The organism is Sphingomonas sp. IBVSS2, assembly GCF_002127225.1.
Classification (GTDB): Bacteria; Pseudomonadota; Alphaproteobacteria; order Sphingomonadales; family Sphingomonadaceae; genus Sphingomonas.
Window position 1 is genome coordinate 1 of the sequence record NZ_NFUR01000008.1, and the last position, 24,081, is coordinate 24,081.

The window sequence follows — 24,081 nt, forward strand, 5'->3', positions numbered from 1 at the left end:
CAAGGCGCACCGGCTGCTCGCCCTCTTCACTGCCATCGCCGCCGCCATGTGCCTCTATGTCTTCGCGGTGGGCGGCGTCACCGCCGGCTTCGTCGCGCTCAGCATCGGCCTGTTCAACTCCATCATGTTCCCCGTCATCTTCACGCTCACGCTCGAACGGTCGGGCGCCAGCGAGGAGGCCACTTCGGGGCTGCTGTGCACTGCGATCGTCGGCGGCGCTTTCCTGCCCCTGCTGGTCGGCCTGGTCTCGGAGCACAGCAACTATGCGACTGCGTTCACCGTCCCTGCGCTGTGCTACGCGACGCTCTGCGCGTTCGCCGTGGCCGCCGCGCGCAAACCGAAGCTGCCGCGCGCTCAGCCCGCCGCGACCAGCCTCCATTAGGCGGTGCCGGAGGATCCGTCGCAAAGGGGCAGATAGACCAGAAAACATGCCCCCGAGCGATCGGATCTGTTCGCCGCGACAATGCGCCCGCCATGCGCCTCGACCAGCTTCGCGGTGAGTGCCAGCCCGAGGCCGCTGCCGGAGCGCACCGCGACCTGCGACCTTGCCGCTCGCCAGAACGGCATGAACAGGCGGTGCTCGTCGCCTTCCTCGAACCCCCTTCCCTCATCGGAAACGCGAAGGACGGCGGCGGCGCCTTCGACGGCCACCGATATCTCGACCGCGTTGCCATCCGCGCCGTGGCGGATGGCATTGCTGATGAGGTTCATCACAACCTGGCGCATCCGCACCGGGTCTGCCCGTACCCGTGCGGGCTGGCAGGCCTCGCCTATCGTCAGGCCGGCCGCCTCGGCCTCGGGGCGAAGGTCGACGATCGCGAACTGTACGACCCGGGCGAGGTCGACCACCCGCAGGTCCAGTTCGAGGACATGGGCATCCGCATGGGCGAGCGTGCGCAGATCCTCGACGATACGCGACAATTGCTCGACCTGGCGCAACAGGCGCTCCGGTTCGTCGGTGCTCGGGTCGATGAAGCCGTCCGTCAGCCCGTGGAGACGCCCCTTGAGAATGGTGAGCGGCGTCCGGAGCTCGTGCGCGATGCCCGCGGTCAGGATCTTGCGCTCGCGCTCATAGGCTTCGAGGTCGGCCGCCATCCGGTTGAAGCTGTCGACCAGCTCCGCGGTTTCCCCCGCCAGGCCGACTGCCTCGACCCGCACGCCGCGCTCGCCCTCCGCCACCTGGCTCGCGGCGAGGCTGACCGCGCTGATCGGAGCGCTGATCCTGCGCGCGAAGACATAGGCGATGCCGCCGCCGACACTGGTCGAGACGATGCCGATCACCGCCAGGAACAGCCAGTCGCTCGGCAAGATCAGCGCGCCCGAATATTGCTCGTGGAGATCGAAGAACCGATCGCTGTCGGTCTGCCCCGAACGCACCAGCCGCTCGAACTCCGCACGCGCCTTGGGCGGCATGCTGTTGCCGATCTGATGGAGACGAAGGACCGTAGCGCCGTAATAGACCGCGACGCTCATCACGATCGTGATGAGCGTCATCATGCCGGCAAGCAGCCAGACGCGCGTGACGATACGGTTCAGCGCTCGGGCCAAAGGCGATATCCCACTCCGCGAACCGGCTCGATCATATCGCCGCACCCCACGGCATTCAGCTTGGCCCGCAATTTCGACAGGTGCGAATCCACCACCCGATCATAGGCATCGCTGTCGGGCGCCGCCGCGTCCAGCAATTCCATGCGGGTGAAGGCACGGCGCGGCTGGCGCGCCATGTGCGCGAAGATCTGGAACTCGGTGGGAGTCAGCGGCAGGCGCTCGAGCCCGCTCCCGTCATCCGCCCGGCGCAGCACGGCATGGGCATCGATATCCACGACCAGATTGCCGATGCCGATCGTCCGGTGCGGGCTCATCCCCTGTGCACGACGAAGCACCGCGCGAACGCGCTCGACCACTTCGGCCGGATTGAACGGCTTCACCACATAGTCGTCGGCGCCCATCCGCAACGACGACAGTTTCGAGCCGTCGTCGTCGAGCGCGGTGACCATGATGACCGGGGTGCCCGCACGATTGCCGATGGTGGTGAGCACCTCCAGGCCGTCGCCGCCGGGAAGCCCGATATCGAGAAGCACCAGGTCCGGCCGGAACTGCGCATGCTGCCGGATCGCCTCGGATACCGAGAATGCACGCTGCGTCTGATAGCCGCCCTTGTCGAGATAGAGCGCCAATATGTCGCCAATCTCGCGTTCGTCTTCGACGATCAATATCCTGCCGCTCATCGCGCCTCCTGCGGACGGCCCTAGTCGCCGATTATGTAGATTGGGTGGAGGGGGCGGAGGCCCAAATCGTGCCCCTCCATCAAGCCTCCATCAAATCCTCCATAAGGCTCCATCGATCTGCCGGAAGAAGCATGGCGACGCGGCGCTCATGCCGCTTCGGCAGACAGGAGATTTTCATGGTACCCGCTTTCCGTCACTGCGCGTTCGCCGCGCTCGCAATCGCCGCGGCCGGCATCACTCCCGCAGCCGCGCAGGATGACCAGTCGACCGGCGTCTATGGCGTGGCGCGGGCCGGCCTGTCCATCGACTCCAATGCGCGCCTGCAGGGCAAGAACCCCACCGCGGGAACCACACTCCAGCGCGACACCGACTATAAGCGCGGTTTCAACGGCGAACTCGGCATCGGCTATGACACCGGCCCGTTCCGCCTCGAAGGCACGGTCGGCTACACCACTGCCGGCGTCGACAAGAAGCAGGCGGCCACCGGCGGCTTCACCGCGGACGGACGGACCAAGGCGCTCACCATCGGCGCGGCGGGCTATTTCGACATCCCGATGAGCGCGCATGTGGTGCCCTATGTCGGCGGCGGCGTCGGCATGTCGCGCGTGAGCTCGCGCATGAGCCGCCTGAGCGGTTCGCCTGCCACCGGCAGCCGCTATTCGGGCAAGGACTGGGGCTTCAACTGGCACCTCGACGCAGGCGTCGGCATCGCTGCCACGCAATCGACCACGGTCGAGCTGGGTGCGCGCTATTCCCGAACCTCGTCGCTGCGCTTCGACGGCTTCAACGGCACGACCAAGGCGCAATTCCGTCCCCGCATGTCGGGCTGGTCCGCCATGCTCGGAATCCGCCAGGCGTTCTGATGCACGGCGTCCGCATCCCGTCGGTACTGCTCCCCGCCGTCCTCGCGACGGCGGGATGTGCCCCGAGCCTCGAGATCGGGCGCCCCGTCGCGCCCCTGCCCGCACGCTTCGAGGCGGCAGCGTCGCATCCCAGCCCGGAGCCGGCGGCGCTGGACCGGTGGTGGACGCTGTTCGGCGATGCGCAGCTGGATGACCTCGTCGCACGCGCGCTGCATGCCAATGCCGATGTCCGGCTCGGCCTGGCGCGCCTGCGCGAAGCCCAGGCGATCCGCCGGGCAGCGCTCTCCCCCTTCCGGGTCCAGGGAGACCTGCAAGTGACCGGCGGCGTGCAGCGCAGCGAGAGCCTGTCCGGCCCCGACGTGCTGATCGGCGGCCCCGGCGGCACGGCGGTGACCTCGGGCGCCACGGTCGCCGCCACCTCGCCCACATTCAATCTTTCCTGGGAGCTGGATCTGCTGGGCCGGCGCGGCATCGCGCGCGCCGCGGCGGAGGCCGATCTCGCCGCCGCCCGTTTCGTGCAGGAGGGAACGCGCGCGACGCTCGTCGCCGATGTGGCCGACGCCCTGTTCGCGGCGCGCGGCCTCGCCGCGCAGGTCGAGGCCGCGCGGGAAACCCTGACCATCCAGCACGGGATCCTGGCGGCGGTGCGCACGCGCGCCGAGCGCGGCCTGGCGGCGCACGCCGATGTCGCACGGATCGACGCCGATGTCGGGCAGGCCGAGGCGCAAGTTGCCCAGCTGGAAGCCGAGCTCGGCGCGACGAAGCGCGCGATCCTCGTCCTGCTGGGGGAAGCCGACAAGCCGCTCGACACCTTGCCGATCGCCCCCCGCCTCGATCTCCCGCCCCAGCCGCCCGCGGCCCTGCCGGGCATGCTGCTGGAGCGCCGGCCCGACGTGCGGGAGGCCGAGCAGCGCCTCCGAGCCGCGATCGCGCGCGCCGAGCTCCAGCGTCTCGAGCTCTTCCCGCGCCTGACGCTCAACCCCGGGGCGGGACTCACCGCCACACGCGGCGGCGGCCTCAATGCGGTCAGCACCTTCTGGACCCTGGGCGCAGGGCTCGCCATGCCGATCCTCGACCGGGCGCGACTGCTCGCCCAGATGCGCGCCGAGGGCGCACGTGCCGAACAGGCAGTCATCGCCTATGAGCGGGCGGTCCAGACCGCCTTTTCCGAAGCCGACCAGTCCCTGCTCCGACTGGCGGGAGACCGGGCGCGCGTCGCCCTGCTGGCACGTGCCGAAGGCCGCGCCGACGAGGCCTATGCGGCCGACCGGCTGCGCTTCGCGCGCGGATTGAACGATCTTCCCGCACTGCTCGAGACGCAGCGGACGCGCAGCGCTGCGCATCTCGCCACCGCCACTGCCCGCGCGGAAACCCTCCGCCGCGCCGTCACCGTATTCCGTGCGCTCGGGGGCGGCTGGCAGCCCTCGCCGATCGCCGCCTCACTTTCCGGGGAATGATGATGAAACCGCCCCTGTTCGTCACCGCCATCGCGCTGACGCTCTCCGCCTGCGCAAAGGAAACGCCGCGCGCCGACGAGGCGGAAGCGCCGCCCACCGTCGGGGTCTTTCGCGTGGCGCTTCGGCCAGTAAGCGCCGGTATCGATGTTTCGGGGACCATCGTCGCGCGCGAGGAAGCCGCGATATTGCCCGAGCTGTCCGGCTATCGCGTGCTGCGCGTGCTGGCCGATGAAGGCGATCAGGTGCGGCGCGGCCAGCCGGTGGCGTTGCTTGACGGTGCGCTGCTCGCCGGCGAGGAAGCGCGCCTCAGAGCGCAACGCACCAGCGCGCAGGTCGCGGCGGAACGCGCACGATCCGAGCATCTGCGCGTCGCGGATCTTACCGGGCGCGGCGTGATCGCCGACGAGACGATCGTGCAGCGCGGCTTCGAAGCGCGCGCCGCGCAGGCGCAATTGCAGTCGGCGCAGGCCGCCCTGCGCGAGATCGTCGTGCGCCGCGGCCGGCTGACGCTGCGCAGCCCGGTATCGGGGATCATCGTCCAGCGTTCCCTGCGCCCCGGCGACGTCGCCGGGACGGGCACCGAGCCGCCCTTCCGCATTGCCCGCGACGGCCTGTTCGAACTCGACGCCGAAGCGCCCGAGCACCTCCTGTCCAGGCTCGCCCCCGGCACGACCGCCACCGTGACCCTGGCATCCGGCAGGCGACTGACCGGCACCGTCCGACGGCTGGGCGAGCGGATCGATCCCGCCACCCGCCTCGGCCGGGTCCGCATCCTCCTTCCCTTCCATCCCGGGCTTCGCCTCGGCGGCTTCGCGACTGCTTCGATCGCGGGCGAAGCGCGCTCCGTCCGGTCGGTCCCGCTGCGGGCGCTCTCCCATGAGGGGGGGCCATCGGTGATGACGGTGGACAAGGCGGGCCGTGTCGCGCGCGTGCCGGTGCGCACGGGCGCGCGGGGCGGCGGAATGGTGGAACTGCTGGACGGGCCGCCGTCCGGCACGCCGGTCCTGCTGGGTGGAAGCGCCCTGGTCGTCCCCGGGCAGATCGTCAAGCCGGTGGAAGGCCAGCCATGAACGTCGCCATTTCAGCCTGGTCGATCCGCAACCCGATTCCGGTCTGCGTCCTGTTCGTCCTTCTCACCCTGGCCGGCATCTGGGCGTATCTCGCACTGCCGATCAAGCAATTGCCCGACACCTCCTTTCCGATCGTCGCCGTCAATGTGACGCAGAGCGGGGCGGCCCCGGCGGAGCTGGAAACCCAGGTCGCCCGCGTGGCCGAGAACGCGGTTGCGGGCATTCCGGGGGTGAAGCACGTCTTCTCCACCATCACCAACGGCCATTCCTCCACCCTTGTCGAATTCAGGATCGGCGAGAACCAGCAAAAGGCGACGGACGAAGTCCGCACCGCGATCGACCGCATCCGGGCGGACCTGCCGCGGGGCATCGACCCCCCGGTGGTCGAGCGCGTCGAGATCGATGCCGTGCCGGTGCTGACCTATGCGGTTGCCGCGCCGATGTCCGACGTCGACCTGTCCTGGTACATCGACGACCGTGTCGCCAAGACGCTCCAGGCGGTTCCCGGCGTCTCGTCGATCCGCCGGCTGGGCGGCGTCAATCGCGAGATCGTCGTCTCGCTGCTGCCCGACCGCCTGGCCGCCTATGGACTCACCGCCTCGCAGGTCAGCCAGGCGCTGCGCGCCACGCTGGGCGACAATGCCGGCGGCAGGGTAGAGCTCGGCAAGAGCGAGCAGGCAGTGCGCGTCCTCGCATCGCCACGCAGCGCCGAGGCCCTCCGCACCGTCGAGCTACCGCTCGACGGCGGGCGCAGCGTACCGCTGTCGGCCGTGGCCGAAGTGGGCGACGGCGGCACCGAGCCGCGATCCTTCGCGCGGCTCGATGGACGGCCGGTCATCGGCTTCGAGATCATGAAGACCAAGCCGGCGAGCGACATCAGTGTCGAGGATGCGGCAAATGTCGCGATCGAGCAGCTGGCGCGCGAGAGCGGCGGCGTTCGCTTCACGCGCATCGTCTCCAGCGCGGACGAGACGCGCGCCGAGTTCTCCGCGACGATCGAAGTGCTGATCGAAGGCATGGCATTGGCGGCGCTCGTCGTCTGGCTGTTCCTGGGCACCTGGCGCTCCACGCTGATCGCGGCCGTAGCCATGCCGATCTCGCTCCTTCCCACCTTCGCGGTCATGCTCGCGCTGGGGTTCACGCTCAACCTGGTCTCGCTGCTGGCGCTGACGCTGGTGATCGGCATCCTCGTCGACGACGCCATCGTCGAGATCGAGAATATCGAGAAGCGGATCGAAGGCGGCGAGAGCCCCTATCGCGCATCGATGATCGGGGCGGACCAGATCGGCCTGGCCGTCATTGCCACCACTTTCGCGATCGTCGTGGTCTTCCTGCCGGTCTCGCTGATGGGCGGCGTCGTCGGCCAGTATTTCCGCGAGTTCGGCATCACGGTCGCCGTGGCGGTGCTCTTCTCGCTGCTGGTCGCGCGCCTGCTGACGCCACTGATGTGCGCCTATCTGCTGGTGCCGGCGCGCACGCCGCACGCGCGCAAGCCGATGGCCGGCTGGTATCGCCGCATCCTCGATTGGGCGCTCGATCATCCCGGCCTCTCGATCCTGCTCGCCTTCCTGTTCTTCGCCGGGTCGCTCGGGCTGGCTTCGCTGCTGCCGACGGCGTTCATTCCCGAAAGCAATCCGAAGAGCATGGTCTTCAACATGGCGGCGGCACCGGGATCGACCCGCGCGGACCTCGACCGGGCCAGTGCCGAGGCGACGCGGATTCTGAAGGGAGATCCGGACGTCGCATCCGTTTTCACCCGCTTCGGCGGCGAGGCGATGCACAATGGTTCGCTGACCGTCGTCTTCAAGGAGGATCGCGCCGGCACCGCGGCCGTCTTCAAGCGCCGGATGGTGCCCGCGCTGCGCGGCATTCGCGACGTTCGCATCACGCCGGTGGGCCAGAACGGCACCGGCGCCGATCTCGAGGTCATTCTCGTCGGCAGCAATCCGCAGGCATTGGAGGCAGCCGCCGGGCGTATCCGGCACGAGATGCAGGGAATCGCCGGGCTGCGCAACGTACGCGCTGCCGAGCCGCCCTCCTCCTCCGAACTGGTGATCCGGCCGCGCCTCGCCGAGGCTGCGCGCCTGGGCGTTACCGCCGAGGCCATCGCCGACACCGCCCGCGTCGCGACGATCGGCGATATCGACGCCAACCTGGCCAGGCTGCCGATCGATGGACGCAACCTGCCCGCCCGGGCACTGCTGCCGGCCGCCGCGCGCCTGGATCTCGAGACGATCGCCGGACTGCGCGTGCCGATCGAAGGCGGTGGCACGACCCGGCTGGACGCGGTTGCCGATATCGGCTTCGAGGCCGGCCCCGGCCGCATCGAACGCATCGATCGCGAGCGCCGGGCAACGATCCAGGCGGACCTCTCCGGGCTGACCCTGGGCCAGGCGACCGATGCGGTGGCGGCGCTGCCGGGCATGAAGGCATTGCCCGCCGGCGTGCGCCAGCAGCTCTACGGCGACAGCGAGGCGATGTCCGAGCTGTTCGGCGGTTTCATCGGCGCCATGATCGCCGGGGTCGGGATGATCTTCGCGGTGCTGGTCCTGCTGTTCCGCTCCTTCTTCAAGCCGGTCACGATCCTCACCGCATTGCCGCTCGCGGTCGGCGGTGCGTTCGCAGGCCTGTTGCTGGGCGGGTTCGCGCTGTCGCTGCCGGCGATGATCGGGTTCCTGATGCTGCTCGGCCTGGCCGCGAAGAACTCCATCCTGCTGGTGGAATATGCGATCGAGCGCGAACGGGACGGCGTGCCGCGCCGGGCCGCACTGGTCGAGGCCTGCCACGAGCGCGCCCGGCCGATCGTGATGACGACCGTGGCGATGGCGGCGGGAATGGTGCCGACGGCCCTGGGCATTGGCGAGGGATCGGAGTTCCGCCAGCCCATGGCGGTCGCCGTGATCGGCGGACTGATCACCTCCACCGCGCTGTCGCTGGTGCTGGTGCCCGTCGTCTACGAGGCGATCGACAGGCTGGAGCGCTGGCTCGCTCCGAAATTCGGCCGGCTCGTCCGACAGCCCGACCCTCGGGAAGTAGCCGCCCTGGCGGCTGGGGAAGCCCTGCCGGCGGCCGTGCCGACACAGCCATGACAAGGGCATCGGCCCGCTCGACGGAACCAACAAGCGCAGTGCGCGCGATATTCTTCATGTCCTGACGATAGGGGGCGAAATTGCGACTGCTTGTTCTGGGTGCGGGCGAAGTCGGCCGGGCCTTCGCCAAGGCCGTCAGGCTGTTCCACAGCTTCTCCGAAGTCACGATCGCGGACCTGTCGGAAGAGGCAGCCGCGCGGGCGGCCTCCCTGTGCGGCGCGCGCGGCATGAAGGTCGACATCGAGGATGCGGCCGCGCTGGGCACGATATTGCGCCAGCACGACATCGTGGTGTCGACCGTCGGTCCGGCGAGCCGCTTCGCGGTGCCGCTTCTCCGACAGGTCATCGCCGCCGGTTGCCACTTCGTCGATGTGACGGACGATCCCCTGCCCACGCTCGACATGCTGGCACTCGACGCGGCGGCCAGCGCGGCCGGCATCACCGCCATCATCGGCTGCGGCGCCAGCCCCGGCATCGCCAACCTGCTGGCGGTGCACGCGACCTCCCATCTCGATCGGATCGACCGCCTGATCACCATCTGGGGCAGCCGCGGCGACGAGAAGGAAAGCCTGGGCAATGGCGTGACCGCGGCATTGCGGCACTGGGTCGAACAGATCAGCATGCCGATCCCGGTCTGGCGCAATGGCGGAATCGTCAGCGCGCAACCGCTCGAACGGGTCGAGGTGAACTATCCGGGAATTGGCCGGGTCTCCGCCCGTCTCGTCGGTCATCCGGAAGCGGTCACGCTGCCGCGAAAATATCCATCGCTGCAGGAATGCCTCAATGTCATGGATTTTTCGGGCTATGTGAACGCCGCACTGGAAAGGGCCGCTCGCGGCGTCCGCATCAAGGGCCTGACGATCGACGAAGCCGCCGCCCGGCTTGCGGCCTCCCTGGACGAACAGGGTGGCCGCTTCCGGCCGAGGGATGCGGCGTCCTATATCTACCATGGCATCTCGGATGTGGTTCGAGGCAAGAAATGGCTTCCACCGCTCAGCGCGGTCGCGGAAGGCTGGCAGGGGCGAAAGCAGGTCGTCGTCGGCACGGCATTGAACGGCGTCATCCCCGGCGGGACGGGCTTCATGACCGCTCTGCCGGCGGTGATCGTGGCGGACATGATCGTCGGGAGGGCGATCAAGCGATCCGGCGTCGCAACGCCCGAGCAGCTGATCGATCCCGAAGCCTTCTTCTTCGCAATCTGGCCATTTCTCGTCGACAGCCAGGGCGCATCGCTGTCCACCGACGAGCCCGCGATAGCCGTGACGACCGCCACGACATCTCCGCCGGTCAGCCGATCCCGCATCGCCGATGCCCGAGCATGATCGAAGCCGGATAGTCACGCCACGATCCGGTGACGCGTCCTAGCGCAGGCCGTCAAGCTCCGCGGTTCGCCTGGCGCGTTTCCATTGCGCGATCGCCTCGCGCAGCGCACGTACCCGTCCGGCATCGGTCCGGCTCCGCGGTCCGCGTGCGAAGCCGAGGGCCAAGGCATCGGGATGCGGCGCCGGCCCGGGGCAGCTCGCCGATGCATGGACTTCCCGGACGCCGGTATGCTCGAGCAGCCAGGCGACATTGTCCGAAGTCACCCCGGATCCGGCGACGATCGACAGACGCGCGCCGCCCGCCTCGACCATCGCCGCAAGCGTCGCCGCACCGTCGATCGCACGGGGCGCACCGCCGGAGCTCAGGATCTTGTCATAGCCGAGCGCGGCGACGCGCCGCACCGCCTCGACCGGGTCCGCGACGAGATCGATCGCGCGGTGCAGCACGATCCGGATGTCGCGCGCGGCATCGCGAAAACGTGCCAGCGCGTCATAGTCGAGCCCGCCCTGCGGCCGCACAGCCCCGAGGACCACCCCGGCGATGCCGCACCACGCGCCCAGGCGGATCTCCTCCCGCATCAACGCGATCGCCGCGCCATCGAGCACGAAATCCCCGCTGACCGGCCGGATCATCATGTGCACGGGGCATCCCGTGGCGACCGCCCGCTCGACGAGCGCCGCGGACGGCGTCAGCCCACCCAGTTCGAGGCTCGCGCAGAGTTCGAGGCGATCGGCCCCGCCCGCCACCGCGGCATCGATGCCGGACACGTCGTCGACGCAGATTTCCAGCAGCGTATTCATGGCCGGCCCCGGGGCGGAAGGGGCGCACCCGCCAACGTGACCATCATCGCTTACCGAACGCTCCGATATCCGCGATCGCCAGTTCGCGGGCCGGCACCGCTACCGCCTCGAAGACGAGGCGAAGGAAGCGCGCGGACCTGACGCTCGAGAGCGCGATCCGCTGGGTCGCCAGCGCATAGGCGATGTTGGAGAATTCGCCCTCGCCTCCCGCCTCCCAGGATCGGCCATCGAGGCTCGTATCGACGCGATAACCCCTGGGCGGCGCGGCATCGGCACTCGGCTCGCGAGCAGGCGTCAGCGTGAACCCGGCGAGCGGCTGGGCCACGCCCAGATCGATGACGACATCGACGGGACGGCCCGGCGCCGGTGCGGGAACGGTCCAGAGCGACGTCGCATCGTCGTCCAGCAGGCGCCGGGGATCGCCACCCGGACTCGCCCGGACGACCGTCCAGCGCGCGCGCGACAGGATCGACGGATCGCTCGGCGCGATCGCCGCGAGCCGCGCGGGCGCAACCTGGCGGAAAAGCGCGACTTCGCTGATCGCCGGGCAAACCGGGGCATCGAGGATGCGCAGCCGGATGCGCCGCGCCGCGATCGGCGCGGGAAGCCGGATCAGGCGCTGCGCCCCGATGCAGCTGTGGCTCGCCAGCGTCCGCCAGCGCCCCCCGATCTCGGCATCGACCGCGAAGCTGGTCACGCGGACGCCGAGCGGCAGATATTCGCGCAGCCGGATGAGGTCGAACAGGGTGCCGGGTGCAAGATCGAGCGTGAGGCTCGGGGTCTTCACCGCATCCGGCGTCGACCAATAGCTGTTCCGGTCGCCGTCGAGCACCTTGCCGGCACCGAAGGCCGCCCCCCGCTCGTCGCTGGCATGCGCGACCGCCCCCTTGGCCAGGTCGCGCGCGAAGGTGGCGCGCATCGCGTCGCCAAAGGCGCGCAGCGACGCCAGGTCGGCAGCGGGGATCCGTCCGCTCCGGTCGGGCGGGATGTTGAGGTTGAGATTGGTCCCACGGCCGACGGACTCGTCATAGAGGCGGATCAGCCGCTCCGGATCCTTGACCTTGCCATCCTCGTCGGCGTGGTAGAACCAGCCCGGCCGTATCGAGACATCGGTCTCCGCCGGCCACCAGAGCGGCGCCCCGCGGACGCCGGAATTCCCCTCCGACTGCACATAGGGATGATCGGGCATGGTCGGCCAGCACGGATCGCCGGCGACGCCCTTCTCATTGCCCACCCAGCGCACATCCGCGCCCAGGGGATCGAAGGTGCAGGCCATGGGCTGATGCCGGTGCACCAGCGCGACGATCGAAGGCCAGTTGTAATAAGCGGGCGCATCGATCTTCCGGGCCTCGCGAGCGCCGCCATAATAGCCGTCCCCGCCATTCGCTCCGTCGAACCAGAATTCGAAGAGCTCGCCATAGCGCGTGCACAGCTCGACCACCTGCTTGCGGAAATAGTCGATATAGGCCGGCCGGCCATATTCGGCGTGGTTCCGGTCCCAGGGCGAGAGATAGATGCCGAATTTCAGTCCCGCGCGCCGGACCGCGCCCGCAAGCTCGCCGACGATATCGCCCTTGCCGCCCTTGTACGGCGCGTTGCGGATGCAATGCTCGGTCAGCATCGTCGGCCACAGGCAGAAGCCGTCATGGTGCTTCGCCGTCAGGATCAGGCCGCGCATCCCCGCCGATTTCGCCGCCGCGGCGATCTGATCCGGATCGAATCCCGACGGATCGAACAGGCGCGGGCTCTCGTCGCCATAGCCCCATTCCTTGTCGGTGAAGGTGTTGATCGAGAAATGGACGAATCCGAACATCTCATGGGCGTGCCAGGCGAGCTGGCGCGGCGACGGCGTCGCGCCCCAGGGCGCGGGCGGCGCGACGCGGCCCCGCGCCCGGGCCGGCACCGCCGCCATCAGCAATCCCATGCCGGCGAAACCGCGGCGCGTGAGGTCGATCATCTGTCAGGGCCTTTTCGAGAAGGGCGCATGCATGTGCGCGACGATGCCGGCTTCCGGGCTCATGCCGGGAACCGGCCGCCGGACGGCGGGCGATCCTTCGGCGCGCGCCCGAACGCCGGATTGGGCTTCGCGCTCATCGTGAAGCGCAGCGTTCCGCCCCGGGCGAGATCGGCATGCGAGATCCAGCTCTTAGACCAGGGGCGATCGTTCCAGCTGACCGCGTGCACATAGGGCGTCGCCGCCGAGTTGCCGGGCGCCTCGATGGTCAGCGTGCGCCCCTGCGCCAGGGCAATGCTGGCGCGCGTGAAGAGCGGCGAGCCGAAGACATAGACGGCCTCGACAGGGTCCACCGGATAGAATCCCAGCGCCGAGAACACGAACCAGGCGCTCATCTGGCCGCAATCGTCATTGCCGATGATGCCCTTCGGCGCGTTCTGGTACATTTCGGTGCACAGCCGGCGAACCATTGCCTGCGTCTTCCAGGGCGCGCCCGTGAACGCATAGAGATAGGGCGCATGCTGGTCCGGCTCGTTGCCATGGGCGTATTGTCCCACCAGCCCGGCAATGTCGGGCGGCGCATTGGCCGGCAGGGTCGACGGTGCGTTGAACAGCGCATCGAGCTTCGCCTCGAAGGCGGCATCGCCCCCCATATGCGCGATCAGCCCATAGACGTCGTGCTGGTTGAGGAACGTCGCCTGCCAGCCATTCGCCTCGGTATAGTCGCGCCACCAGGGCTTGGGCATGTGCCCGAGCTGGATCGGATCATAGGGCTGCCACCAGCTGCCATCGTCGAACCGCGGGCGCGCGAAGCCGATCCTGCCGTCGATCACGTTGCGCCAGTTCCCGGAGCGCTTGCGCAACCGCTCGGCGTCCTCCCCCGCCCCCACTGCGCGCGCCAGATGCGAGGATGCCCAATCGTCATAGGCATATTCCTGGGTCCGGCTCACGCTCTCGAACACCTTGTCGGCCGGCACATATCCCTTGGCATCGTACAGGTCGCGGCCCAGGCTGTTGTCCTTGTCGGGCGCGGAGAAGTCGAAGCTGCGACGCCGGATCGCCGGCCATGCCGCGGCATAATCGGCGGGAATGCCTTTTGCCTGTGCCTCGGCGAGAGGCACCACGCCGTGCCAGCCGATCATGGTGCCAGTCTCCTTGCCCTGGAGCGGCCAGACGAGCGGACCGAAGGGCGACTGCGCCGTCTGGCGGATCAGATCGTCGACGAAGCTCTTGCTCCGCTCCGGCGCGACGAGCGTGAGCAGCGGCAGCTGCGCGCGATAGACGTCCCAGAGCGAATAGCTGCTATAGGCGGCGGCATCCGTCGGCACCTGCTGGATCTTCCCGTCGAGCCCCGGATAGCGGCCATCGACGTCGGAGAGCAGCGTGGGCGCCAGCAGCGCATGATAGAAGGCGGATGCCATCACCACGCGCTGGTCCGGCGTGCCGCCCTCGACCGCGATCCCGCCCAGCGCCGCATGCCACCGCGCCGCCGCCGCGTTCCGCACCCGATCGAAATTCCAGTGCGTCGCGTTCGGCGCCAGGTTCGCCCGGGCCCCGGCGACGTCCACTGCCGAGATGCCGCAGCGGATCAGGATCGGCGCCGCGCCGGCATCGTCATAGAACAGCGCCGCCTTGACGCGCTTCCCGGCGACACGCTGGGCGCCGGCCGGCTGTTCGGCATCGTCGTCGCCATAGAATGCGATGCGATCGGGCTTGCGGGAGAATTGCATGGCGAAGAAGATCCGCCGTCCCTTGGCCCAGCGGAACACCCGGCGGCCGCCGGTGAGCGTGCCGTCGGCATCGATGGCGAGATGCGCGTCGTCGACCAGCCACCCCTGGTCCGACTTGTCGCGTATCATATGCGACAGGTCGATCAGGATATGACCCGGGCCCTTGGGGAAGCTGTGGCGATGCCAGCCGGTGCGCTCGGTGACGGTGAGCTCCGCCTGCACGCCGCTCTCGAGCTTCACCCGATAATAGCCCGGCTCGGCATGCTCGGCGGAGAAGCGCTGGCGATAGCCGGCATCCGGATCGGCGAGCGGCCCCGGCAACAGATGCAGCGGCCCCCGGGTCGGCACCACGAGCACGTCGAGCATATCGCCGATGCCGGTGCCCGACAGATGCGTGTGGCTGAAGCCCATGATCGAGGTGTCGCTGCGATGATAGCCCGAGCAGGTATCCCAGCGCTCGACATCGGTGTCCGGCGAAAGCTGGACCATGCCGAACGGCAGCGTGGCGCCGGGATAGGTATGCCCATCGCCGCCGGTGCCGATGAAGAGGTTGGGCGTTGCCGGCGCGATCGCCGGGACGGGCGGCAAGGCCGCGGCGACGGTCCCCAGGGCAGTGCCGGCGAAAAGCTGGCGACGCGACAGGTTCATAGCGGTTCCTTCAATATCTGCGGGCGCACGTCCGCCAGATGAACGATCAGCTCGCCGAAAAGGCCGTTGGCCCAGGCGAACCATTTGCGAGTGAAGATCGAGGGATCGTCCTTGTCGAAGGCTTCGTGCACGAAGCCGGTATCGGCATCGGTGTCGCGAAGCGTCTTCAGGCATCGCCGGATCGTCGCATCGTCGCGCGCGCTCAGCGCGCGGACGATCAGCGACATCGGCCAGACCTGGCCGCTTCCGACATGCGGCCCGCCAATGCCTTCGGCGGCGCGCCCCTTGAAGAACCAGGGATTGGCCTCGCTCCATGCCGCATCCGCCGTCCTGCGCCACAATGCGTCATTCGGCTTCGCGCAGCCCAGATAGGCCAGGCCCGAAAGCGACGGGACATTGGCATCGTCCAGGAAGACCGCATTGCCATAGCCATCGACTTCATAGGCCCAGACGCGCCGGCCGTCGGGCAGGCGCATGGTGCCATGCGCGCGCAAGGCGGCGGACACTTCCGCGGCGAGCGCCAGGGCTTCGGCCGCGAGCACGGGATCGGGACGCGCTTCGGAGCACAGCTCCGCCAGCTCGCGCAGCGCGGTAACTGCGAACAGGTTGGACGGGATCAGGAAGGAATAGAGGCAGGCATCGTCCGACGGACGGAAGCCGGAGTGGATCAGCCCGATCGGCCGCGTGGGATTGCCGGTGCTCCACAGCAAGGTCTCGGTCGGCTGCGGCGCATTGCGGCGAAAGCGATAGGGCCCCGGGCCCGTCTTGCGCTGCTGCTCGCGAAAGGTCCGCAATATCGCGCGCATCGCCTGGGCCCAGGTCGCATCGAAGGGGCGGGTATCGCCGGTCGCGCGCCAATATTGATGGCCCAGGCGAATGACGTAGCAGAGCGAATCCACTTCCCATTTCCGCTCCGCGACGCCCGGCTTCATCTCGGTATCGTCGTTGACGGCCCAGGAAAGGCTCGTCCTTGCCAGCGGATCCTCCATGAAAGCATTGGCATAGGGATCGATCAGCACCGAACGGGCATGGCGCGCGATCAGGCCGCGCAGCAGCATGGCGAGCCGGGCATCCTCCCTGGCCAGGTGGAGATAGGGTTTCATCTGCGCCGAGGAATCGCGCAGCCAGAGGCAGGGGATGTCCCCGGTCACCACGAAGCTGTCCTGCTCGCCGGCACGCAGGACAGTGGTGTCGAGCGTATTGGGCCAGGCGTTGGCGAACATCCAGGCGAGCTTGGGATCACCGATCCGGGCCGACACGCGCGCTATTTCACGTTCCACCGCCGGGCTCGTGAAGCGACGCTCGCCTATGGGAGGGCGTTGCGAGGCGAAGGACGGGGTCATGGCCCATGCCGGGCGCGGCGCGGCGAACGCCAACCCCGCGGCGAGCATGCTGCGCCTGTCCATCATTTCGGGAGCTCCCACGCGCTGCCCGACAAAATCGCCTCGACCCATTGCCCGGGTCCGTCGCCGGGCTGGCCGCCGCCGATCCAGATGCGATACTTCCCCGGCAGGACGCGCCGGGTGCCGTCGCGCGCAACGCTCGACAAGCCGCGCGGATCGATCGTGAAGGACAGCGTCCGCCCCTTGCCCGGTGCCAGCGACACGCGCGCGAAGCCGGCGAGCTGCCGTTGCAGGACCGGATCGGTCATGGTCGGCGTTTCGTCGTCGGCGGGCGGCACGATATAGGCCTGCACCACTTCGTCGCCCGAACGACTGCCGGCATTGGCGACCCGGACCGTGAGCGTCACCGGCTCTCCGGTCTTGCCGGCGCGCGCCGCGGCAGCGGAATAGCTGAACCGGGTATAGCTCAGGCCATGGCCGAAGCCCCAGAGCGGCTGCCCGGTGAAGTAGCGATAGGTGCGCTCCTTCATGCCATAGTCGATGAAGGCAGGCAGATCGCCGGTCGCGCGATAGAAGGTCACCGGCAGGCGCCCGCTGGGATTGCTCGCGCCGACCAGCGTATCGGCCAGCGCCGTTCCCCCCGCCTCGCCCGGATACCAGAGCGCGAGTATCGCATCGGCCTGGCTCGGCTCCACCGACACCGCGCTGCCGCTCGCCAGGACGAGCACCATCGGCTTGCCGGTCGCCCGGATCGCCTCGACCAGGCGCGCCTGGGGCACGGGCAAGGCAATGTCGGTGCGATCGCCGCCGACGAACCCCGGAACCTGAACCTGCAGTGCCTCGCCCTCGAGGTCGGGCGAGAGGCCGACGACCACCACCGCCACCTCCGCCGCCTTTGCCGCCGCAACCGCTTCGGCCAGCAACGGCTCGGCCGGCGGCAGCCAGAGGAGGCGGAGGCTCTCGTCCTCGCTGCGATGATCGAGCTCGAGCGCGATCGGCTGGGGCGACCCGTCGCTGTCGATCGTCAGCTCCACGCGCCCCTTGGGCAGCGCTCCCGCATGGAGCACGCGCCCGCCCAGGGTGAGCGTGGCCGTGTCGTGCACGGTGCAGTCCTTCCAGCACTGGGCCTGATCGAGGACCAGGCGGTAGCGGCCGGGCCCCGGCGGCACGAAGCGCCCCGTCCAGCGACCCTGCCAGCCGGTGACCGGAACACCGGGACCCGGTGCGGCGCGATTGAAGTCCAGGTCGATCCTGGGCTCGGCGCGCGCCAGGACGGTCTTGCCATCGACCTGATATTCGGCGCGCAGCTCCCGCAGCGCCGTGCCCGGCATCACGACCGGCGCGCCGTCCGCGAGGATCGAGCCCTGCGCATAGGAGACGCTGGCGAAACGCTTCCGCAGGCCGGCCAGCGGCGTGACGGGATCCACGGCGGTGCCGTGATAATTGCCCTGCAGCACGCCGAGATCGTCGGCATTGGCACCGATGACCGCCAGCCGGGTGCGCGGATCGAGCGGCAGCAGCGCGTGCTCGTTGCGCAGCAGCACGATCGCCTTGCGCGCCGCTTCGAGCGCGACCGCCTGGTGGCCCGGCGTGGCGATCTCCTCGGGCCGGATGGCGGACCAGGGCGAGCGCGCGCCAAAGGCGATGCCCAGGTCGCGCCGTGCCGTGAGGACCTTGACCAGGGCGGCATCCACCTCGGCTTCGCGCAGCAGGCCCTGGCGCACCGCAGCGGGAAGCGCACCATAAGCGGAGCCGCAATTCAGGTCGGTCCCGCCCTTGAGCGCCGCCGCGGACGCCGCCGCGCCGCCCAGGCGATAATGGTGGAACAGATGGATGTTGGCGACGGCATCGCAATCGGAGACGGAGAAGCCCTGGAACCCCCAGTCCCGCCGCACCCGCTCCACCATGAGCGCCGGCAGCGCGCAGACGGGAACGCCGTGCACGGCATTATAGGCGCACATCACCGATCGCGCCTTGCCTTCGGTGATCGCCATCCGAAAGGCGGGGAGATAGGTCGCCTCGAGATCGCGCGGCGAGGGATCGACGTCGAAGCCGTCGCGACCCGCTTCGGGGCCACTGTGCACCGCGAGATGCTTGGGCGTGGCGATCACCCTGGGCGCGCGCGGATCGGGTCCCTGCAGGCCGCGGATGAAGCCCACGGCCAGGCTGCCGCTCAGATAGGGGTCCTCGCCATAGGTTTCCTGCCCCCTGCCCCAGCGCGGATCGCGGAAGATGTTGATGTTGGGCGACCAGATCGTCAGCCCCTCATAGATGCGGCGATCGGCGCCGGCCGGCCGGGCATTGAAGCGCGCCCGCGCCTCGGTGGACACCACGTCGCCCACCCGGCGCAGCAGATCGGCATCCCAGGTCGCCGCCAGCGCGATCGCCTGGGGAAACACCGTGGCCGGCCCGTTGCGCGCGAGGCCGTGCAGGCCCTCGTTCCACCAGTCATAGGCCGGTAGCCCGGCCTCGGGCGCGGCCGGGGCGGTCGACTGGAGCTGCGCCGCCTTCTCCTCCAGCGTCATCGCCGCAACGGCCTCGACGACCGGATCGGCGGCAGCCGGCGCGGCCTGGGCCAGCAGGAGCCAGATCATCGCGCAAGGCTCCTCAGGGTCAGGGCGCGTGCCAGCGCCGGACGGCCGGCCTGCGACGCGATGGAGACGGTCACGCTCTCGCCTGGAAGCAAGTCGAAGCCATTGTCGCTCGGCTGGGCCGCGACCGTGCCGAAGTCGAGCATCACCGCACGGGCGAGGCCGGTGGCCGACAGCGTGACGCTGTCGCCGTTCCAGCGCGCCTGCAGGCCCGGCGCGGGATAGGCCATCTCCCCCGGCGGCGCGCGCTCCACGATGGTGCGGTGCACGACCTGCCCGCCGATCAGCAGCTCGGCCACCGCGAAGCTGGCGCGGGCCGGCGCGTCGCGGAACAGGGCGGCATCGTCGATCCGCTCGACTTCGGTCGCGGCCAGCGGCGCCAGGCTGATCTCCGCGGCCCGCTCCCCGAGCGACCGCCCGTCCATCGTCATCGCGCGCACGCGCCAGCGCGCCGCGATCGGCGCGGTCGCATCGGACACCAGGACGACGCGCGTCACTGCGTCCTTGTGCTCGGCCACGATCGCCTGGGGCGCGAAGAAGCGCCGCGCGGCGAAATGGAGCAGCTTCCAGCGGCCGGCATGGTCGATGCTCGACCAGGAAATCCCCGGCCAGCTATCGTTGAGCTGCCAATAGAGCGATCCCATCGTCACCTGCCGGCAGGCCCGATGGTGGAGCGCCGCCATCTCGATCGCCTGGGCCTGGTTCACCTGGCTGAGATAGACGAAATCGGCGAAATCGCGAGCGGGGCGCAGGCGCTGGTCGATATAGAGCTGGAGCCGGCCATTGCCCTCCCCCGCCAGGAATTTCTGGTGCGCCTTGAGGACTGGGCTGTCCGGCGTGAACGGCCCCTCGCCGGCAAATTCGCGGATCGTCGCGAGCCCGGGCATGGCCTGGAAGCCATATTCCGACATGAAGCGCGGGCAGGAGTCGAGATAGCGCTCGACGGGCTTGGATCCGGACCAGACGTCCCAGAAATGCCGGTCGCCGCTCGCATCGGTGTCGACGGGCCCGCGGTAATCCGTCGAGGGCGAGCCGGGCCAATAGGGAATCCCCGGCGCGTTGCGCGTCACCGCGTCGCGCAGCACCCGGTCGAACAACACCGCCATGCCGACGCCGATCCGCTCGCGCTCCCCCGGGCCCACCGCCTGCTTGAACGCCTTGCGGTCCGACCAGTTCTCCCAGCCCGACAGGACTTCGTTGTTGCCCGCCCACAAGACGATCGACGCATGATTGGCCAGCCGGGCCACTTGCTCGTCGGCCTCGTTCGCTACGCTGTCCCGGAAGGCGGCGTCGGGCGGCGTCACCGCGCCACCGAACATGAAGTCCTGCCAGACGAGGATGCCGAGCTCGTCCGCTGCATCGTAAAAGGCGTCGTCGAGATAATAGCCGCCGCCCCAGATCCGGATCATGTTCATATTGGCCGCCCGCGCATCGGCGAGGATCGACCGCATCTTCCCGGCCGATACCCGGGCGGGGAAATTGTCGAACGGGATGAGGTTGGCACCCTTGGCGAAGATCGGAATCCCGTTGATGCGAAAGCCGAAGGCGCCGCCGTCGCGCAACAGCTCGACGGTGCGCAGGCCGATGCGGGTGGCGGCACGGTCCGCACCCTCTAGCTCCGCTTCCACCCGGTAGAGCGGCTGATCGCCATAGCCGACCGGCTGCCAGCGCTTCGGATCGGCAAGGGTGACCGGGACGGAGACGAGATTCCTCCCCAGCGCCAGGACGATGGCACGATCGACCGTCACGGTCCCGCCGGCCGGCGTCGTCACGACCAGCCGCACGCGCCGTGCGCCCGGAGCTCCCGCAACCACCTCCAGCCGCACCAGCAGGCGCGCCTCGGCGTCGGAAAGCGCCTCCTGCTCGACCCTGAATCGATCGATCCGGGCGGCGTCCCACTGCTCGAGCCGCACTTCCCGCCAGATGCCGGCAGTCACGATGCGCGGGGCCCAGTCCCAGCCATATTGATATTTGGGCTTGCGGACATAGGGCGAGGTCTGGCGACCCTTCGGCTCGTCCCCGAACGCGCTGTCATACTCTCCGGGAAGCGGATGTGCCTCGGCCAGCACCATCGGCTGGAGCCGCCGTATCGGCGAAGCGATCACCACGGTGATCTCGTTGACGCCCGCGCGCAGCAGCGGCTTCGCATCCGCCCGCCAGCGGCGATGGGCGTTGTCCGCGGCAAGCAGCAGCGTGCCGTTGACCCGCACTTCGGCGAAGGTGTCGAGGCCGTCGAAGACCAGGTCGAGATGGTCGGCCGCGAGCATCGCGGGCGTCACCGTCATGGTCCGCTTCCATTCCCAGTCGGTCAGGCCGGCCCATTGGATCGCGCCCTCGTTGGTGCCCCGATAGGGATCGGGCACCAGCCCGGCGGCGATCAGATCCTGCTGCACGCTGCCGGGCACCGTCGCGGGGATCCAGCGCGCCGCGCGGGGATGTGCCGCTGCGGCCGCCTTGTCCGAAGGCGCGATCCGCACCTGCCAGCCGGTGTCCAGCCGGGTTATCGCCTTCGGCGCGGCGAACGCGGCCGCCGGGGCCAGTGCGAGCAGGAGTGCGACGAGCCATTTCATTCGCCCTGCTCCATCAGCTGCACCTTCTCGACGGCATAGAAGGGCCCGGAAGTCGGCGCGGTGAACTGGAAGCAGATGTCCCGGTCGTCCATGCCTCGGGGCAGCGCGCCGCGGAAGGTGAAGCGCTGCGGCGCGGCGCCCGGGTCCGGCAACGGGAAGATTCCCGCGACCACGGGCTTCGCATCCTTGTCCGTGCACCCGACCTGCACCACCAGTTCGCCGAAGGGCGTCACATTATAGTGCGCACGCACTGCCTTGAAATCATGGGCGAGGCCGTAATGGCGCGGCAGGCGGGCGACATCCACGACGAAGGCGGGCGCGATGTCGAGCGGCGCGGCGGGATAGGCCGTGCAGGTGTCGAAAAGGTTCACGTTGAATGCCGGCTGGTTGGCCGCCGCCTCGGAAGCAAGCGGCACGCGCAGCCCGAGCGCGCCCTTGGGACAGGCGACCATTTCGGATGCGCTGCGGGCGAGCAGCGCGGCACGCGTCACCTCGAAGCTGCGCGGCGCCGCGATCGGCGTGCCGTCCTCGCGGAAGCCGGCCGCGCGGATCGTCGTGCCGAAGGCAATGTCGAGCGGCTGGGCATAGACCGGCGAGGACGCCTGCGGCACGCTGCCGTCGACGGTGTAGCGGATTGTGCCGTACCGGATCTGGCTTGCCAACGAGAGCCTGGCCCTGCCCTTGCGCAGCGCCTCCCCCCGCGTGCCGTCGAGCTTGAAGCCGACCGCGAAGCCGCTGTCCGCGACTTCCACGCCGCCCCGGCGCCAACGCATCATCTGTGCATCGACGCGCGGCAGGAAATCCGCGAAATCGCGACGCTGCCTGGGGGTCCAGCCCATTTCGGCGATCGCGGCGGCGCGCGGGAACAGCATGTGCTGCACCTGATAGGGCGTCACCAGATACTCGCTCCATGCATTGCCCTGGGCACCCAGCACGTGATGCGCCTTGTCGGGAGCGATGCCCGCGGGCAGCGGCTCATAGGCATAGACCGTCTCGAGCGACTGGATGGTGATCCGGCCGGGAGGCTCGTCGCTACGGTCGCTCTGCAAACTATCCAGATAGAGGATCGGCGCGGGCGACAGCACGACGTCATGGCCGGCATTGGCCGCCTCGACCGCGCCCTTCTCGCCCCGCCACGACATGATCGAGGCGGAAGGCGGGAGCCCGCCCTCCAATATCTCGTCCCAGCCGATCAAGCGCCGCCCCTTGCCGGCAAGATAGGCGCCGAACTGGTCGATCAGCCAGCTCTGCAACCCATTCTCGTCCTTGAGGCCGAGCGCCGCGATCTGTGCCTGCACCGCGGGGCTGCGCTGCCACTGGTCCTTGATGGCCTCGTCCCCCCCGAGATGGATATAGGTGCCGGGGAAGACCGCCATGAGTTCGTCGAGCACCGCCTTGACGAACGCGACGCCTTCCGGGCCCGGATTGAGCAGATAGGGATTGACGCCCCAGTCGTGGCTCACCGGGGGCCGGTCGCCGAACACGCCGAATTCGGGATAGGCGGCCACCAGCGCCTGGGCATGCCCCGGCAGATCGATTTCCGGCACGATCGTGATGCCGCGCTCCGCGGCATGGGCGACGAGCGCCTTCAGTTGCGCCTGGCTGTAGAAACCGCCGACCTTGTCGCCCACCGGGCCACCGGCGGAAGGCGGCAGCCGCCATCCCCCGACCTCGGTCAGCCTGGGATAGCGCTTCACTTCGAAGCGCCAGCCCTGGTCGTCGGTCAGATGCAGGTGCAGCGTGTTGAGCTTCACCGCCGCCATCTGGTCGACGATGGTGTAGAGTTCCTCGATCGGCTGGAAATGGCGGGCGACGTCCACCATCAGGCCGCGCCAGGCGAAGCGCGGCATGTCCTCGATCACGACGCCGGCGATGGTGGCGGGCTGGCCGAAGCGCCCATCCGGGCTGGCGAGCTGTGCCAGGGTCATCGCGCCCCAGACCAGGCCGGCATCGCCGGATGCGGCAATGGTGACGCCACTCGCATCCACGGTCAGCCGATAGGCCTCCTTCCCCTTTATCCGCCGGTCACGGACGAAGCGCACCGCCGCCTGGCCATTGGTCTGGACCAGTGCGATCCCGCGCACGACCTTCAGCTGCGCCGCAAGCAGGCGCGCGGCGGACGCCGCTCCCCGGTCGCCCGGCTCCGCGCCGATCCGCAGGTCCGGGCCCAGCGTGAAGCTCCCCTTGGCGGGAACCACCGATGCCGGCAGCGGCACCAGCGGCAGCGGATCCGCCGCCGCCACGTCCGGGATGCCGAGCGCCAGCGACGCGAGCAGGATCAGTCCGGTACGGCGGCGTTCATTCATCGGGGGAAATCCTTTCCTGCGGCTGCGCCAGGATTCGTAGAGCGTGCCGAAGCGCACAAAAAGCCGCCCGCGGCGTACCGCGGGCGGCGAGGTTCGAATGCCAGACTTG

14 protein-coding genes and 1 pseudogene are annotated in these 24,081 nt (G+C 69.2%); 6 read left to right on the forward strand and 9 right to left on the reverse strand.

The features are described 5' to 3' along the window. A pseudogene (locus tag CAP40_RS19295) lies at positions 1-382 on the forward strand (MFS transporter); the annotation flags it as partial. On the opposite strand, the gene CAP40_RS19300 reads toward CAP40_RS19295, so the two are convergent. Together CAP40_RS19300 and CAP40_RS19305 are read right to left on the reverse strand one after the other, a co-directional pair. Next, complete coding sequence (locus CAP40_RS19300; protein ID WP_086131199.1) at positions 379-1,548, reverse strand: cell wall metabolism sensor histidine kinase WalK; 1,170 nt, start codon at positions 1,546-1,548, stop codon at positions 379-381. The pseudogene CAP40_RS19295 and the gene CAP40_RS19300 sit on opposite strands and share 4 nt — an antisense overlap. Next, positions 1,533-2,228 carry a response regulator gene (locus CAP40_RS19305; RefSeq protein ID WP_086131200.1) on the reverse strand — a complete coding sequence of 232 codons (696 nt, stop codon included), beginning with the start codon at positions 2,226-2,228 and terminating at the stop codon, positions 1,533-1,535. The genes CAP40_RS19300 and CAP40_RS19305 overlap by 16 nt, the downstream gene beginning before the upstream one ends. 176 nt (positions 2,229-2,404) lie before the next feature. Between CAP40_RS19305 and CAP40_RS19310 the strand changes: the two genes are divergently transcribed. From CAP40_RS19310 to CAP40_RS19330, 5 genes are all read left to right on the forward strand, one after another. Continuing rightward, positions 2,405-3,091 (forward strand): outer membrane protein, encoded by a 687-nt coding sequence (locus tag CAP40_RS19310; RefSeq protein ID WP_179188379.1) that lies wholly within the window; start codon positions 2,405-2,407, stop codon positions 3,089-3,091. Further along, complete coding sequence (locus CAP40_RS19315; RefSeq protein WP_086131202.1) at positions 3,091-4,548, forward strand: efflux transporter outer membrane subunit; 1,458 nt, start codon at positions 3,091-3,093, stop codon at positions 4,546-4,548. Before CAP40_RS19310 ends, CAP40_RS19315 begins: the two co-directional genes overlap by 1 nt. Continuing rightward, a complete protein-coding gene (locus tag CAP40_RS19320) occupies positions 4,548-5,618 on the forward strand; it encodes an efflux RND transporter periplasmic adaptor subunit (protein ID WP_179188380.1) in 1,071 nt (356 codons plus the stop codon). Before CAP40_RS19315 ends, CAP40_RS19320 begins: the two co-directional genes overlap by 1 nt. Beyond that, a complete protein-coding gene (locus CAP40_RS19325; protein ID WP_086131204.1) occupies positions 5,615-8,707 on the forward strand; it encodes an efflux RND transporter permease subunit in 3,093 nt (1,030 codons plus the stop codon). The genes CAP40_RS19320 and CAP40_RS19325 overlap by 4 nt, the downstream gene beginning before the upstream one ends. A gap of 80 nt (positions 8,708-8,787) precedes the next feature. Beyond that, positions 8,788-10,029, forward strand: a complete 1,242-nt coding sequence (locus CAP40_RS19330) for a saccharopine dehydrogenase family protein (protein WP_086131205.1) — start codon at positions 8,788-8,790, stop codon at positions 10,027-10,029. 39 nt (positions 10,030-10,068) lie between these two features. Here the strand turns inward: CAP40_RS19330 and CAP40_RS19335 are convergent, their stop codons facing one another. From CAP40_RS19335 to CAP40_RS19365, 7 genes are read right to left on the reverse strand one after another with little or no spacing between them, the layout of a single operon-like run. Next, complete coding sequence (locus CAP40_RS19335; protein WP_086131206.1) at positions 10,069-10,830, reverse strand: copper homeostasis protein CutC; 762 nt, start codon at positions 10,828-10,830, stop codon at positions 10,069-10,071. A 43-nt stretch (positions 10,831-10,873) separates the two neighbouring features. Continuing rightward, on the reverse strand, positions 10,874-12,787 hold the full coding sequence (locus tag CAP40_RS19340) for an alpha-L-fucosidase (protein WP_086131207.1): 1,914 nt from the start codon (positions 12,785-12,787) through the stop codon (positions 10,874-10,876). Between the two features lie 59 nt (positions 12,788-12,846). Beyond that, a complete protein-coding gene (locus tag CAP40_RS19345; protein ID WP_086131208.1) occupies positions 12,847-15,162 on the reverse strand; it encodes a GH92 family glycosyl hydrolase in 2,316 nt (771 codons plus the stop codon). Next, positions 15,159-16,571 (reverse strand): glycoside hydrolase family 125 protein, encoded by a 1,413-nt coding sequence (locus tag CAP40_RS19350; protein ID WP_086131209.1) that lies wholly within the window; start codon positions 16,569-16,571, stop codon positions 15,159-15,161. The genes CAP40_RS19345 and CAP40_RS19350 overlap by 4 nt, the downstream gene beginning before the upstream one ends. Further along, on the reverse strand, positions 16,568-19,099 hold the full coding sequence (locus CAP40_RS19355) for a glycoside hydrolase family 3 C-terminal domain-containing protein (RefSeq protein ID WP_086131210.1): 2,532 nt from the start codon (positions 19,097-19,099) through the stop codon (positions 16,568-16,570). Before CAP40_RS19355 ends, CAP40_RS19350 begins: the two co-directional genes overlap by 4 nt. Continuing rightward, entirely contained in the window at positions 19,096-21,666 is a 2,571-nt protein-coding gene (locus CAP40_RS19360) for a glycoside hydrolase family 2 protein (protein WP_086131211.1), read from the reverse strand. The genes CAP40_RS19355 and CAP40_RS19360 overlap by 4 nt, the downstream gene beginning before the upstream one ends. Next, positions 21,663-23,972, reverse strand: a complete 2,310-nt coding sequence (locus CAP40_RS19365) for a beta-N-acetylhexosaminidase (RefSeq protein ID WP_086131212.1) — start codon at positions 23,970-23,972, stop codon at positions 21,663-21,665. The genes CAP40_RS19360 and CAP40_RS19365 overlap by 4 nt, the downstream gene beginning before the upstream one ends. Positions 23,973-24,081: the final 109 nt, after the last annotated feature.